This is a genomic window from Haladaptatus sp. AB618, assembly GCF_024136965.1.
GTDB lineage: Archaea > Halobacteriota > Halobacteria > Halobacteriales > Haladaptataceae > Haladaptatus.
In genome coordinates this window covers 717862-731411 of record NZ_JAMYJX010000001.1, presented here as the reverse complement: position 1 = coordinate 731411, position 13550 = coordinate 717862, and the positions used below count along the sequence as shown (strand labels likewise).

The window sequence follows — 13550 nt, the reverse complement described above, 5'->3', positions numbered from 1 at the left end:
GTCGACCCTTTACTTTCGGCTCACGAAACGCGTGGCGAGCGGGACGTCTCCGACGCCCTTAAGATTCTGCCGTGATTACCCACGGGAGAATGAACAGTGGGGCGCTGGACGTAATCGAATTCTTGCTCACTGCGCGGATCTACAGCGAGAATAGAGATCTGGACGAAAACGACCTGCCACCGGCGATTCGGCAGGTGTTCTGGCACGATGGAACGATAGAGCGGCCGCTTCGGACGACCATCGAGACGGCGCGCGAAGCGACCGGTCTCGATCAACCGTGGGAAGCGATTTCCGAACTGATGTTTACCGACCGGGATACCTTCTCGGGCGGGCTCGAACTCACTCAACAGGAGATGGCCGAAGAGTGGCTCGTTGACCGCGACGAGGAGCGAGTCGAGCGCAATCCGGCGCTCGCCTACGCCCTCGAAGACCGGGATGGCGTGGACGTTACCTACGACGAGGTGCGCGAGGCGAACCGTCCCGTGCAGTCCGACCGGGCGTGGATAGACAGCCTCCTCGAAGAGCACTTCGACGAGGACGAAGACGAGGACGGCGAAAGCATGCTCGACCTCGTGGACGTCTACGCACCCGAGGAAGTCGAACTGACGCTGGACGACCTCGTGCTCACGGCGGACCAGGAGGCCGAGATTCACAAAATCGTGAAGGCCATCGAACACCGCGAGTATCTCGCCCAAATCGGGCTTCGAGAAATCGGGAAACTCCTGTTCGTCGGGCCGCCGGGGACGGCGAAAACCTCGACGGCACGGGCGTTGGGATACGACTTGGACCTGCCGTTCGTGGAGGTCAAACTGTCGATGATAACCAGCCAGTATCTCGGCGAGACGGCGAAGAACGTCGAGAAGGTGTTCGAGGTGGCGAAACGGCTCTCGCCGTGTATCCTCTTCATGGACGAGTTCGACTTCGTCGCCAAAACGCGGCGAAGCGACGAGCACGCGGCGATCAAGCGCGCCGTCAACACCCTCCTGAAGAGCATCGACAACATCTCGCTCATCGAGGACGACGTGTTGCTCATCGGCGCGACGAACCACCCCGACCAACTCGACGCGGCGGCGTGGCGGCGGTTCGACGACATCCTGAACTTCCCGAAACCCGACGAGGGAATGCGGGCGGACATCCTCCGGGTCATCACCCGACGGATGAAAATCTCGGATTTCAACCCCGAGGAAATCGCGGAGTTGACCGAAGGGCTGACGGGAAGCGACCTGCGACTCGTCCTCCGCGAGGCCGTACTGGAGGCGTTGACCGAGGAGCGCACGGAACTCACGCAGGAAGACCTCCACTACGCGATTCAGGACTTCGAGGAGCGTGACCACCTGAAGGACATGGACATGATCGACGGCGACCACGACGCGCTCGTCGCGGGCGGGGACATCAGCGGTCACTCACACGACCACTGACCGATGGAAGTCACCCTCCTCGGCACCGGCGACACGACGGGGACGCCGACGGCTGGCTGTGACTGTGACACCTGTCTGGCGGCCCGCGAACGCGACGTCGAACGCTCGCGTTTTTCGGTTCACGTCCGCAACGAGGAGACCGACGAGTGCCTGCTCATCGACGCGAGTCCCGACTTTCGCTCGCAGTTTCTTACCCACGACGTGCCGCTTCCGGACGAACTGCTGGTCACGCACATCCACTTCGACCACCTCGACGGGTTGGGGAACGCCTACCGACTGTTCGACGCCCTGCCCGTCCACGCGACGAACGAGACGGACCCGGAGACCGGCGAGAGCGTCGCGGAGACGATTCGGGACAAGTTCGACTACCTCCAACAAATCACGGTTCACGACCACGAACCGCTCTCGTCGTTCTCGGCGTGCGGGTTCGACGTGACGTTCGTCCCCGTCGAACACCCGCCGCTGCTCTGTTACGGTGTCGTCGTGGAGGGGGACGGGTCCAAACTCGCGCTCACCGGCGATACGGGGTATGCGATTCCACAGGCGTCCCGCGAGGCCCTCTCGAACGCCGACCTGTTTCTGGCCGACGCCATCGTTCCGGCGTCGCTCTGTGAGTACCACCCGGCGGGAGGCCGCCACCATACCGACGACGGCGTTCCGCGCACGTTCGGCTACAAACACATGACGCGAGAAGGAGCGCTCTCGATGGCGGACGAACTCGGCGCGGAAGAGACGCGACTGGTGCACGTCTCGCACTTCTATCCCGAAGAAGAGGCGTTCGAAGAGCCGCTAGCGATGGACGGCGAGCAGTACCGAATCTGAACTCTATTCCTCTTTCCGGATCAACAACGCGGCGGTGACGAGCAGTCCGGCGATGCCCACGGCGACGCCGAATCCGGGCATCGACGTGTCCGAATCGGCCGTCGTCCCGGAACTGAGGTTCGCGTTGCCGCCGTTATCCCCGTCGCTGTCCTGTACGCCCCCGGAATCGTTCGATGCGGTCGTCGTGTTGTTCGGCTTCTGGCCATCGGCCCAACCGTGGATGGAGTTGAGATAGGCGTTACACTGCTTCATCGACTGCGGGTCGTAGTTGTCGGCGGCACCTTTGAGTTGGTAGCTGCCGGTCGCGTTCTGATCGGCGATTGTCGGACCGTTCGATTCGTCACCCGTTCCGATACGCTCCACGTCGTAGACGAGCCACGGCGTGTAGAACTCCCACTTGACGGTGCCGTTCGGCGACACTTGCATCACGCGCTCGTGCTTCGAGTCGCCGAGGAGGGTGTCCCCGTTCGGCAGGCGGTCGGCGTCGCGGGGCCACGAGAGGTCGTCGCCCTTCCCGAGCGACCACGTTCGGTTCCAGTTGTCGCCCTCCTTCTGGTATTCGACCATCCGGTTGTTGTCGGAGTCGGCGACGAGCATCGTCGGTTTGCCGTCCTCGCTCTCCAAGTAATCGGGGTTGTGTTGTTTGTTGAGGATGCTGGTGTTCCCGGGTTCCCCGAGTTTCATGTCGATCTTATTCGTGGAACGGTTGATGACGATGGCTTGGTCGAAGTTGCGCGGCGAGACGAGATACTCGCCCTCGCCGATCTTCTGCACGTTGTTGACGTGCGTCCAGTCGTGGGTGTAGTTGTGGTAGCCGGTCTTGGCCGTGTCCTTGGGGTAGTGGTCCCGGAAGTACCAGCGCCAAACGACCTTGTCCTTCTTTAAATCGTAGACGAAGACGCTGTCGTCGTTGCGCTTTGCCCCGTCCTTGTAGTTGCGCAGGTTGGCGACCAGCAGTTGCGTGCCGTTGTTGATGAGGTCGACGTCGTGGGTGTCCTCGATGTCGAGGGTCTGACTCCAGACGTGCTTCTGGGTTCGCGGGTTGAACTCGTACACGACCGTTTTGCCGTTCTTCGTCCCCGTGACGAACAGGTTACCGTTCGGCATCGGGTCCACGTCATACCCCCAGACCATACCGTGGTCGCCGGTGTGATGGACCCACTTCACCGTTCCGTTCGGGCCGATGGCGACGAGTTTCGCGTCGCGTTTCTGCCCGCCGTCGACCCACGAATAGCCCTGTACCGCGACGACCGTCGTGCCGTTCACGGACTGCGTGATGGTACCCGTACAGGGATTGGAAGCAACGCTTCCCTGGTCGTCCGATTGGGCAACCAACGTCGGGGTGAACAGGGAGAGACAACACAAGAGTATCGCGCCGACGGCCAACGACTGCCGCCGGGAGAGCGTCTGCATACAACCCCATTCTTGATCCCGGTTCTTGTATGTTCACACTTCACGTCCGTCACTCGACACCTTGTTTTCACACCTAAGCTATCCGAATCTGTCGAGTCCGGACTGCCGACGCGTTCGTCCTGTCGGGTCCGCGACCCACGGTGTCCGATCGTCTCGCTCCGCCTCCCAATCGACCGTTGGCGGGTTGGCGGGGTCGTAACCCGGACACTCCGGCCCGCAATTCGCCGGATTGACCACCCGATCCTTCCAGCCACAGTACGGAACCCCGCCCGAGTGCGATTCGACCGCCGCACACCCTGGCAAGTCGTAACTCCGCCACCCCTTACCGTACGCCCGCTCCGCCATCCGCCTTCGGCGTTTTGCCTTCGCCGCGGCGCTCGCCACGCGAACGTCGGTTCGCCCGACGTGCGTATCGATCAGTTCGGTTCCCGCTCCTTCGCTGTCGAGAGGTGTCGGCTCTCGAATCACCTCCACCCTCGCCGCTTCGGCGTCGAACCGCCAGACGCCCACCGCCTCCGGAATCCGATTCAGATGCGCGCCGGTGACGTAACTCTCGGTCGCAAGGATCACCTCGTCCACCAGTCCCAGACTCACGTCCTTCCGGAGTTGGGTTTCGAGGTCGCCGGGCGCGGCGAGGTCGGGTTTGTTCTCGATGCCGATCAACCGCCCGAACCAGTCGGGATACCGCGCCACCTGTCGGACGTACTCCCGGCCGCCCCGTCTATCGCGCTCGAAAAAGCCGATTTCGACCGCCCGCTCGACCATCTCGCGGGCGTATTCCGGCGACGTGTCGAACGCGTTCCGCCAATAGCACGCCTCGCCGACACCCACGTCGCTCTCGATAGCGGCGGCGGGAATCCGCTCGCTCGTGAGTTCCGTCCGCGCCGCGAACTCCGGGCCGGGTTCGACGCACAGCACGTCGATAACCCGATTCGACGGCGCGTGGACACCGGCACCGATCTGCCGGGCGATGATCCGCTCCGTCGTCGCTTCGAGGTGCGTGCATAGTTTCAGTTCGAACGGGAACTCTCGCACATGATTGGGGTGGGGCTGTGAGCTGAAAAATACCTCGGACGAACCCGTTCACGATGAAAGAATTCCGATTTTGGTTCCACTACGACAACGACTTCCGAGCCGCGAACACCACGACCGCTCGAGGGAATCGTTCTTTTTCTTCGATTTCAGTAGCCGAACCGCATGAAGACTGCCCCGCACCGCGACCGCCTCGGGACGACGTGGTACGGTTTTCACGCAACTCAGTTGCTGAAATCACAATAGAACCAACCACTTCTCGGAACGCGTAACGACGGGATTGCGTTCGGAGTAACGGTAACAGTATCCTCGATTCACATCCGACGGTACATCCCACGCGAGGCGGGCGCAGTGTACTCGAAGCCGAACCGCTCGTAAAAGCCCTCCACGTCGGCCATGAGGTTGACGTAGGCTCTTTCCGGCGCGTTCTCCTCCAGGTACTCCATCAACCGTTCCATCATCCGGGACCCAAGCCCCTGCCGTTGGTGGTCGGGGTGGACGGCCATGTCGCCGATTTGGTACACCATCCCGCCGTCGCCGAGGATGCGGGCCATCCCGACCGTTTCACCCGTTTCGTCCACGGTTATCACGCCGAAAATCGTGTTCGGGAGCCCCTGCTCGACGGCGTCCCTGCTCCGGGCGGACATTCCGGCGGCGTCGCGGAGGGCGACGAACTCGTCGACCGTCGGCAACTCGTCGCGGACTTCGTAGGACATGAAAAAAGGTTGTTTCGGCCGTCGTTAGTTCTACCCATCGCGGCCGAGTCCGTCGATAGTTCTCCGACCGATCAGACCGCCAGTTCTTCCGCGACCGTCTCCACGCCCAGCAGGTCCGGGTCGAGGATGAGGTCGGCCTGACTACGGGCGAACTCCGGGATGGAGTTCTCGTCGTAGACGACGACGCGAACCTCGGGGTTCAGGTCCTTTGCGACCGCGATTGCGGTGGCCTGCCCGACGTCCATGAGGACGAACAGGTCGGCGTCGGTGATGGCGGCGTCCTCCAGCGCGGGGCGGGAGGCGACGCCGCCGATGGTCGTCAGTTCGACGCCCTCGGATTCGAGGGCGCGACCGAGTCCGTCTTCGTCGGAACCTGCGATGACTGCACGCATCACTCGTATTCGATGGTCGCCGGGGGCTTATGTGTCACGTCGTAAACGACGCGGGCGACGTTTTCATTCTGGCCCGTGATACGCGACTGGATCCGCTGGAGGGTCTCCCAGTCGAGTTCCTGTGCCCGGGCGGTCATGCCGTCGCGCGATTCGACCGAGCGGACCGCCACGATCCAGCCGTGGACGCGGTTGTCGCCTTTGACGCCGGTAGCCTTGCCGACGACCGCGGCGAACGCTTGCCACGGGTCGTACTCCTCCAGTTCCTCCTCGACGACGTGACACGCCTCGCGGGCGACTTGGGCCTTCTCGGGCGTGACTTCGCCGACGACGCGGACGGCGAGTCCGGGGCCGGGGAACGGCATGCGCTCGGCGATGATTTCCTCCATGCCGAGTGCGCGAGCGACCTCGCGTACCTCGTCCTTGTAGAGGTCGCGGACGGGTTCGACGATGCCGTCGAAGTCCACCACGTCCGGCAGTCCGCCGACGTTGTGGTGGGACTTGATGCCGCCCTCGCTCTCGATCCGGTCGGGGTAGATCGTCCCCTGCACGAGGTAGTCCGCGTCCGTGACGCGCGCTTCGCGCTCGAACTCGCGGATGAACTGCTCGCCGATGACCTCCCGCTTTTCTTCGGGGTCGATGACGCCCGAGAGCGCGTCGAAGAAGCGCTCCTCGGCTTCCACGACTTCCAGCGAACTCATGTACGAGAACGTCTTTCGTATCTGGTCCGTCTCGCCCTTGCGCATCAGGCCGGTATCGACGTACACCGGCGTGAGTTGGTCGCCGATGGCCTTGTACGCCAGTCCGGCGGCGACGGACGAATCCACGCCGCCAGACAGCGCGATGATGGCGTGTGAATCGCCGACAGTTTCTCGAATCTCCGCAACCGCTTCCTCGATGAATTTTCCAGTGTCTACCATTAAGCTTCGACCTCCTCTCGTTTCTCCGCCTCGTCAAGCACGGCGTCCAGCAGGCTGACGAACGGTGGGCTGGCGCGGTCCGGTCGGGAACGGAACTCGGGGTGGAACTGCGTCCCGAAGAAGTACGGGTGGTCCTCCAGTTCGAGGATTTCCATCCGGTTTCCGGCGCGACCGGAGAACACGAGGTCCTCGCCTTCGAAGTCCTCGAAGTACTCGGGATTCACCTCGTAGCGGTGGCGGTGGCGCTCCGTGCAGCTCGTGCCGCCGTACACCCGCTCCGCGAGCGTTCCGGTCTCGATCTCTGTTTCGTGTGCACCCAGCCGCATCGTGCCGCCCATGTCCTCGATTTCGTACTGTTCGGGCAGGATGTCGATGACGGGGTGTGGCGTGTCAGCATCGAGTTCGGCGGAGTTCGCGTCGGTCAGACCGAGGACGTTCCGGGCGTACTCCACGACGGCCATCTGGAAGCCCAGACAGAGGCCGAGGAACGGGATGTCGTGTTCGCGGGCGTAGCGGATGGCTTCGATCTTACCTTCCGTCCCACGGCTGCCGAACCCGCCGGGGACGACGATGCCGTCGGCCTGCTTGAGTCGCTCCTCGTGGTCGTCGTCCATCTCGTCGGAATCGACCCAGAGGACGTTCACGTCGACGTTCTTCTCCAGTCCGGCGTGTTTGAGCGCCTCGTGGATGGACATGTAGGCGTCTTCGAGCGCGTACTTCCCGACGAGAGCGATATCGACTTCGCCCTCGGTTTCCTGCGTGACGAGTTCGCGCCAGGCGGTGCTCCGTTCGTCGCTCGGCATCGCCTCGTCGGTCAGGTCGAGTTGCCCCATGACGTAGTCGTCCAGCCCCTCTTCCTCCACGACGAGCGGAACGTGGTAGATGTCCTCCACGTCCGGGTTCGAAAACACGGCGTCGGTCGGGACGTCGCAGAACAGCGCGATCTTCTCCTTCGTCTCGGGTTGCAGACCGTCGCTACAGCGCCCGACGAGTACGTCGGGTTGCAGACCGATGGAACGCAGTTCTTTCACGCTGTGCTGGGTCGGCTTCGTCTTCTGCTCGCCGTTCTTCGAGTGCGGAACGAGCGTGACGTGGGTCAACAGGAAATCCTCCTCGTCCTGTTCCGTGGCGAATTGGCGGAGCGCTTCGAGGAACGGCATGCTCTCGATGTCGCCCACGGTGCCACCGACTTCGACGAGACACACGTCGTGGCCTTCGGCGGCCTCACGAATCCGGCGCTTGATCTCGTCCGTGATGTGCGGAATGATCTGGACGGTCTTACCGAGGTAGTCACCGGCGCGCTCCTTCTCGATGACGTACTGGTAGGCCTTCCCGGTCGTGATGTTGTGGTCGAAGGTCATGTCGATGTCGAGGAAACGCTCGTAGTTGCCCAAATCGAGGTCTACCTCGCCACCGTCCTTCAGTACGTACACTTCTCCATGCTGATAGGGATTCATCGTCCCCGCGTCCACGTTGAGATACGGGTCGATCTTCACGGCAGTCACGTCGAACCCGGCGTTTGCGAGCAGTCGCCCAGTGCTCGCGGCGGTAATGCCTTTGCCAAGTCCGGACATGACGCCCCCTGTGACGAAAATGAACTTCTTCCCCATCTCGGGGTCGTAGTCTGTCTCGGGGTCAGTCGGCATACTGAGTTTCTGCGAGCGGTCTTGAAAATCGTTTCGGAGGCGTCCTGCTTCGCCAGAAGATGGCATATGTTGGATACATCAGAGTTCGACCGTGAGATGAATTCGAGGAACTGAACGGAGGATGATTTCGACGTCAATAGCGTGAAAACCGGAACCTTTTGCGTGAGAAGCGCCAAGGCCGGAGTGTGACTGACGCCGAGAAACTGACGACAGGGTGCCCGCCGGTGGACGACTTGCTCGGAGGCGGATTGGAGCGCGGAACCGTCACGCAGGTGTACGGCCCGCCCGCCGCCGGGAAGACGAACGTCGCGCTGGGGGCCGCGGTGGAGACCGCGCGGAACGGCGGCACCGTGATCTACATCGATACCGAAGGACTGTCCATCGACCGGTTCGAGCAGATCGCGGGCGCACGGGCGGACGACGTGGACGAAGTCGCGTCCCGAATCGTCATCAAGGAAGCGCTCGATTTCGGGGAGCAAGAAGAGGCCGTCAAGGACGTCTCGGAGTTCGCCGAGCGCGCCGACCTCGTCGTCCTCGACAGCGCGACCGGGTTCTACCGCCTCGAACGCGGCGACGACCGGGAGGGTGGCGAGGCACTCCGAGGGGTCGCCCGCCAAGTGACACATCTCCTCTCGCTCGCACGCAAACACGACATCGCGGTGTTGCTGACGAATCAGGTGTACACCGACCCGGATTCCGACGGAACGCGCCCGCTCGGCGGGCACACGCTCGAACACTGGACGGGTATCGTGCTTCGAGTGGACCGCTTCCGCGGCGGCAACCGCCGGGCGACGCTCGAAAAGCATCGGTCGAAACCGGCCGGGGGGCGAACCCAATTCCGAATCACGGATTCCGGACTCGAAGGGCCACAAGAGAGCGTTTGAGAATCGCTCCGATCGAGGGTAATTCCGGAGCAGTCGAAAAACGGGAGAATCGTGGTTCGCGGCCGCGTCGGGTTTTCGTCGGCCGTCTACAGTTCGTTGAGTTTCCGGAGCAACTGCCCTTCGTACTCGCGGTCGCTCTGGACGCCTTTGAGTTCGAGGACGTTACGCTCCAAGGTGTCTCGGGCGACGTTGAACGCCTGTTCGGCCCCGTAGCCCTCGCCGGACCCGGCGACCTGACCGCGGTTGGTGCGGAGGCGAATCTTACACTGAACGAGCGGCGTGCCGCGGAGTTTCTCCTTGTGCTCGTGGAACCTCACGTGCGCGTGGCGCACCTGCATGTCCTGGTACTTGTCGGTGATCCCCTCGACGCTCTCTCGGATGGCCTGCCGGGTGATGGTGTCGAGGAGGTCGATGTTCGTGATCTGCACGTCCATGTGATCCTCCTCCGTGTAAGTGAGCGCACGGAGCACGTCGGTCTTCGTGAGGACGCCACCGACGACGCGGTCGTCGTCCTCGGACGTGACGACGAGTCCCGCGTAGTTCTTCTCGAACATGCGTTCGACTGCCGTCTGCACGGAATCGCCGAGCGAAATCGTCACGACGGGGCTGTTCATCACGTCGTACACGGGAAGGTCGAGCATACGGTCGCTGTCCCCCATCCGCTCGCCGCGCGTGGGCTTGTCCATGTTACGGGTGACGAAGTCCACGATGTCGTGGGTCGTGACCATACCCGTCAGGAAGCCGTTCTCGTTCACGACGGGGAGGCGGGAGATGCTGTGCTCGCGCATGAGATTGATGACGCGTCCGAGCGTGGCATCCTCCGGGATCGTGACGGGGTTTTCGGTGTAAATCTGCTGGACCGTCAGGGCGTCCAAGTTTTCGAGGACGCCTTCGAGTATGATGTCCTCGTCGATGATTCCCCAGAGCGTGCCATCCTCGAAGACAGGTGCGACCTTCGACCCGCCTTCGACGAGGGCGCGGGCGACGTCGCGCACGTCGTCGTCTCGGTTCACTTTCGGTGCCGGTTTCGTGAGTGTCGCTACTTTGGTTTGGTCCTCAATATGTGACTGCAGGAGTTGCTTTTGCGTGATGACACCGCTGTACTTGCCGGCTTCGGTGACCACGATTCCCTTTGGGTTCTCCTCTTCGAATATCGAGCGGGCCTTCCCTAGTCGCTCTTCCGCTTCGATTTCGAAGTAATCTGTGGTCGCAATGTCAGAGATATCCATCGGCGTTTTGAATGACGCGTCCATCGGTCTTGAACTTTGTCGCGGAGAAGGCATGTTAGCGGGGTTTTTCCCGGTTGGAAACCTAGGTTTCCGACGTGTTTCCCGACATCGGCGCGGTGTTCGGTCCCTACACCTATCTGGTCAGTGAAATTCTGTTCGGATCGGTCGCGTTGTGGCTGCTCGTTCGAGCGGAGGCGCTCCCGCGTGCCGCGAAAACCCTCCTCGTGATTTATCCCATCGGGTTCGTGTGGGATTGGTACACCCTGACGATCGGTGTGTTCGCGATTCCACTCCGTACAGGGGTCGAACTACTCGGCATTCCGCTCGAAGAACACATCTTCATCGTCGTCGTCCCGGCCCTCGTCCTCGGAATACACGAGAACCTGCTCCGGCGGTGAAACGGGGTGAAAAAGTCCGTGTAACGGGTCATTACCGCCAGACGGCGACGGGGTACAATTTATCTGAAGTTTTTGGTAACCACTCGTTTACGGCTGGTAAATGGTGAATAACAAAGAACAAACCCGGCAATGTTCGAATCCATGCTGGGTTACGAGCAAGGGGTGGCGTAGTAATGAGCACAATCGGTGACTCCTCAGGCACAGGAGACAACAACACGGACAACCAACCAAGTGAATCGGACTCGACTGTCGCCGAGCAGGTCTCGGATATCCTCGACTCGAATCGCTCGCACGAGGAACGAGCAACACCGCTCTCCCGCGATATGGTTTTTGACGTGCTGAAAAACCAACGGCGACGGTACGCGCTCCACTATCTGAAACAGGCCGACGAAACCGTGCAGTTGAGCGACCTTGCGGAACAGGTCGCCGCGTGGGAGAACGACACCACGGTCGGCGCGATCTCGGCGGCGGAGCGAAAACGGGTCTACACCGCACTCTACCAGTCCCACCTCCCGAAATTGGACGACGCAGGAATCGTAGATTACAACCAAAACAGGGGTATCGTCGAGCTCTCCACTGCGGCGGAACAACTCGACCCATATCTCGAAACGAATACCAGAGACGACATCTCGTGGTGCAAGCGATATCTCGGAATCGCGGCCGCCGGATTCGCACTGCTTACCGCGGCGTGGCTCCAGGTCCCGCCGCTCGCGGGAGTCACTGATATCGGACTCGCACTGTTCGTCGTCGTCGCGTTCACCATCGTCGCCATAGCACACACCTACGACGCACGGAACGCACCGTCAACCGGCGAACAGGCACCCGAAGTCTCCGACGAGTAATTCGGATTCGGCTTTCAGACCATCGATATCCGGAGCCACGGGGGTGTGGTTCACCGATGTGATGGCTCAGAATGGGGGGTTCTTCTCACCCATCTCTCGAATCGACCGTTACCGGACGGTAGACCCTCCGTGAGCCGATTTTCTGATTTCTCGGTTGTGAGCGGTTGCACGAAGCACGGACCGATCGACGAGGAAAAACCAGTAAACTGTTATTAACAAACATATTGTAGTCCGCTATCTCGTTCGGACGAAGTGGCTACTCGAAATCCGCTCATTCTACGGGTTTCCTAACCGAACGATCCGAGACGTTGACTGTACCGATGTGCTGATAGTACTCGAATAGTATCCATCCACGATCATCAGAAACCGCCTGTTCGTAGTCAGTGTGAGCGTTCCGATCCGTCCGGAACTCCCGTACGGCATCGCCCTCCCCGGCACGATTCGTTTTCGCCGGAAGCGATTATTCCGTCACCCGTTTTTCACCCGTGAAGTCGCGGAAACGCGACTTTGACCGTCCCCTCCGTCCGATAGAAGTAACTCCGCAAGACGAGATACGCCGGACGAACCAACAGGGCGTCGCTGTAACGGGCAGGCGCTTGGAACACATACCTGCCCGCTTCGGGCTATCGGAGTATGTCCCGACCGATTTTCCGAAAGAAAAGCGTACCGCTCGGCAATCGTCCCCGGAAACGCGTTCAGCGTGTGTCGAACCGATCAGCACGAAGGCGATACTGGGTTCGATTGCTGGGGTGGCCCCCCTCTACGACCATCGTCCCGCCGCGTCGAACTCGTGTCGAGTGCTCGTTTCCGTCTGTTCGAGCGGATGGAGTCGAGTGGCTACTGCTCCGCCGTGTCTCGGTTGTGTCTGTGGATCGTGATCAGCACAAAGGCGGTGACTCCCAGCACGAAGTAGAGGAACGCCGCAATCACGACGTCGATTATCGTCGCGAACCAGATGAGGTACCCACCGATGAGCAACGCGAGGATGTACTTTTGTCGTCGCTCGATTCGGTCGAGTTGGGTCTGGTGGGGGGATTCGTCCATACTGGATCGTGATCGAACGAAACTATATACTTACTCTTCGGACGTTTTGTGGTTCGGCTGAACTCTCTCCATCCGACCCTGATCCATCGCCGTCGAAGGTCGAGAAACGTCACCTCTTTTGATTGGGATTGGACGCGTAAAATAGGATAGTCAGCGTGACTCCCATCGTGACGGCCTTGAGGGTTTCAAGTTCACCGAACAGTATGCTAACGAGTAGGTAAGACAAAGTGGATACGGCCCCAATGAGGGCAGCGTATCCACCACGCGATAGATTTCGCGTCCACTCGTCGAGACGATGGTAGAAGTGGTGCACGTTTCTCATAAGCTACATTTCGGTCGGTGATGCATCAGTGTTCTTCTGTTCTTGCGTACTCTCTTTGCATCGTTTTCAACTCCCGATGAACGGAACGGCATCCACCGGAAGCAGTCTCCTGAGAAAATTTGAGCGGGTTGGCCAGATTTGAACCACGGTCGTTTCGCTGCGCTCCACTCCCTGATTCAAATCTGCCAAACGAGTATTTTCCGCGCTACCGCGACTCGCTTCGCTCGTCGGTTAGTAGCGCGGAAAAGTATGGGTTTGGGCAGATTTGAACTGCCGGCCTCCTCCATGTCAAGGAGGTGTCATAACCAACTAGACCACAAACCCAGTCGGCCTCTGTCTGAACGCATTCATCAGTTACCCGCAAGGGTAATTGAACCTTTCGAAACGCGCCGCCCTGTCACGGTTTTATTCGTGAACGTACCGCACGACAGCTTTAAGTTGATGTACGTATGTGTTCATTGTAACCCAAAGAAGT

The 13550-nt window shown here is 60.8% G+C and carries 14 protein-coding genes and 1 tRNA gene; 5 read left to right on the top strand and 10 right to left on the bottom strand.

Features of this window, described 5'->3' with window-relative positions; all coding sequences use genetic code 11:
• Nucleotides 1–89 precede the first annotated feature (89 nt).
• Together NKF26_RS03835 and NKF26_RS03830 are read left to right on the top strand one after the other, a co-directional pair.
• Nucleotides 90–1418, top strand: coding sequence for an ATP-binding protein (locus NKF26_RS03835; RefSeq protein WP_253225420.1), 1329 nt, complete (start codon nt 90–92; stop codon nt 1416–1418).
• Between the two features lie 3 nt (nt 1419–1421).
• Nucleotides 1422–2240 carry an MBL fold metallo-hydrolase gene (locus NKF26_RS03830; protein ID WP_253225419.1) on the top strand — a complete coding sequence of 273 codons (819 nt, stop codon included), beginning with the start codon at nt 1422–1424 and terminating at the stop codon, nt 2238–2240.
• Between the two features lie 3 nt (nt 2241–2243).
• Here NKF26_RS03830 and NKF26_RS03825 read toward each other — a convergent pair whose 3' ends face one another.
• The 6 genes from NKF26_RS03825 to NKF26_RS03800 all read right to left on the bottom strand — a co-directional run bounded on the left by NKF26_RS03825 (nt 2244) and on the right by NKF26_RS03800 (nt 8356).
• Nucleotides 2244–3653 (bottom strand): arylsulfotransferase family protein, encoded by a 1410-nt coding sequence (locus tag NKF26_RS03825; RefSeq protein WP_253225418.1) that lies wholly within the window; start codon nt 3651–3653, stop codon nt 2244–2246.
• A gap of 78 nt (nt 3654–3731) precedes the next feature.
• Complete coding sequence (locus NKF26_RS03820; protein ID WP_253225417.1) at nt 3732–4688, bottom strand: DUF5787 family protein; 957 nt, start codon at nt 4686–4688, stop codon at nt 3732–3734.
• 311 nt (nt 4689–4999) lie between these two features.
• On the bottom strand, nt 5000–5401 hold the full coding sequence (locus NKF26_RS03815) for a GNAT family N-acetyltransferase (RefSeq protein ID WP_253225416.1): 402 nt from the start codon (nt 5399–5401) through the stop codon (nt 5000–5002).
• 71 nt (nt 5402–5472) lie between these two features.
• Nucleotides 5473–5796, bottom strand: coding sequence for a CTP synthetase (locus NKF26_RS03810; RefSeq protein WP_369682116.1), 324 nt, complete (start codon nt 5794–5796; stop codon nt 5473–5475).
• A complete protein-coding gene (gene guaA, locus NKF26_RS03805; RefSeq protein ID WP_253225414.1) occupies nt 5793–6710 on the bottom strand; it encodes a glutamine-hydrolyzing GMP synthase in 918 nt (305 codons plus the stop codon). The genes NKF26_RS03810 and guaA overlap by 4 nt, the downstream gene beginning before the upstream one ends.
• Nucleotides 6710–8356 carry a CTP synthase gene (locus NKF26_RS03800; RefSeq protein WP_253225413.1) on the bottom strand — a complete coding sequence of 549 codons (1647 nt, stop codon included), beginning with the start codon at nt 8354–8356 and terminating at the stop codon, nt 6710–6712. Before NKF26_RS03800 ends, guaA begins: the two co-directional genes overlap by 1 nt.
• 185 nt (nt 8357–8541) lie before the next feature.
• On the opposite strand from NKF26_RS03800, the gene radB reads away from it, so the two are divergent.
• Complete coding sequence (gene radB / locus NKF26_RS03795) at nt 8542–9240, top strand: DNA repair and recombination protein RadB (RefSeq protein ID WP_253225412.1); 699 nt, start codon at nt 8542–8544, stop codon at nt 9238–9240.
• An 86-nt stretch (nt 9241–9326) separates the two neighbouring features.
• Here the strand turns inward: radB and NKF26_RS03790 are convergent, their stop codons facing one another.
• Nucleotides 9327–10469, bottom strand: coding sequence for a CBS domain-containing protein (locus NKF26_RS03790; RefSeq protein ID WP_253234005.1), 1143 nt, complete (start codon nt 10467–10469; stop codon nt 9327–9329).
• Nucleotides 10470–10564: 95 nt separating this feature from the next.
• Between NKF26_RS03790 and NKF26_RS03785 the strand changes: the two genes are divergently transcribed.
• Complete coding sequence (locus NKF26_RS03785) at nt 10565–10867, top strand: lycopene cyclase (RefSeq protein WP_253225410.1); 303 nt, start codon at nt 10565–10567, stop codon at nt 10865–10867.
• A gap of 173 nt (nt 10868–11040) precedes the next feature.
• Entirely contained in the window at nt 11041–11709 is a 669-nt protein-coding gene (locus NKF26_RS03780) for a hypothetical protein (protein WP_253225409.1), read from the top strand.
• Nucleotides 11710–12188: 479 nt separating this feature from the next.
• On the opposite strand, the gene NKF26_RS24045 is transcribed toward NKF26_RS03780, so the two are convergent.
• The 3 genes from NKF26_RS24045 to NKF26_RS03770 all read right to left on the bottom strand — a co-directional run bounded on the left by NKF26_RS24045 (nt 12189) and on the right by NKF26_RS03770 (nt 13399).
• Nucleotides 12189–12314, bottom strand: coding sequence for a hypothetical protein (locus NKF26_RS24045; RefSeq protein ID WP_256486598.1), 126 nt, complete (start codon nt 12312–12314; stop codon nt 12189–12191).
• A gap of 232 nt (nt 12315–12546) precedes the next feature.
• Nucleotides 12547–12753: a hypothetical protein gene (locus NKF26_RS03775; protein WP_253225408.1), complete on the bottom strand. Its 207-nt coding sequence runs from the start codon at nt 12751–12753 to the stop codon at nt 12547–12549.
• Nucleotides 12754–13325: 572 nt separating this feature from the next.
• Nucleotides 13326–13399, bottom strand: a tRNA-Val gene (locus NKF26_RS03770).
• Between the last annotated feature and the right edge of the window lie 151 nt (nt 13400–13550).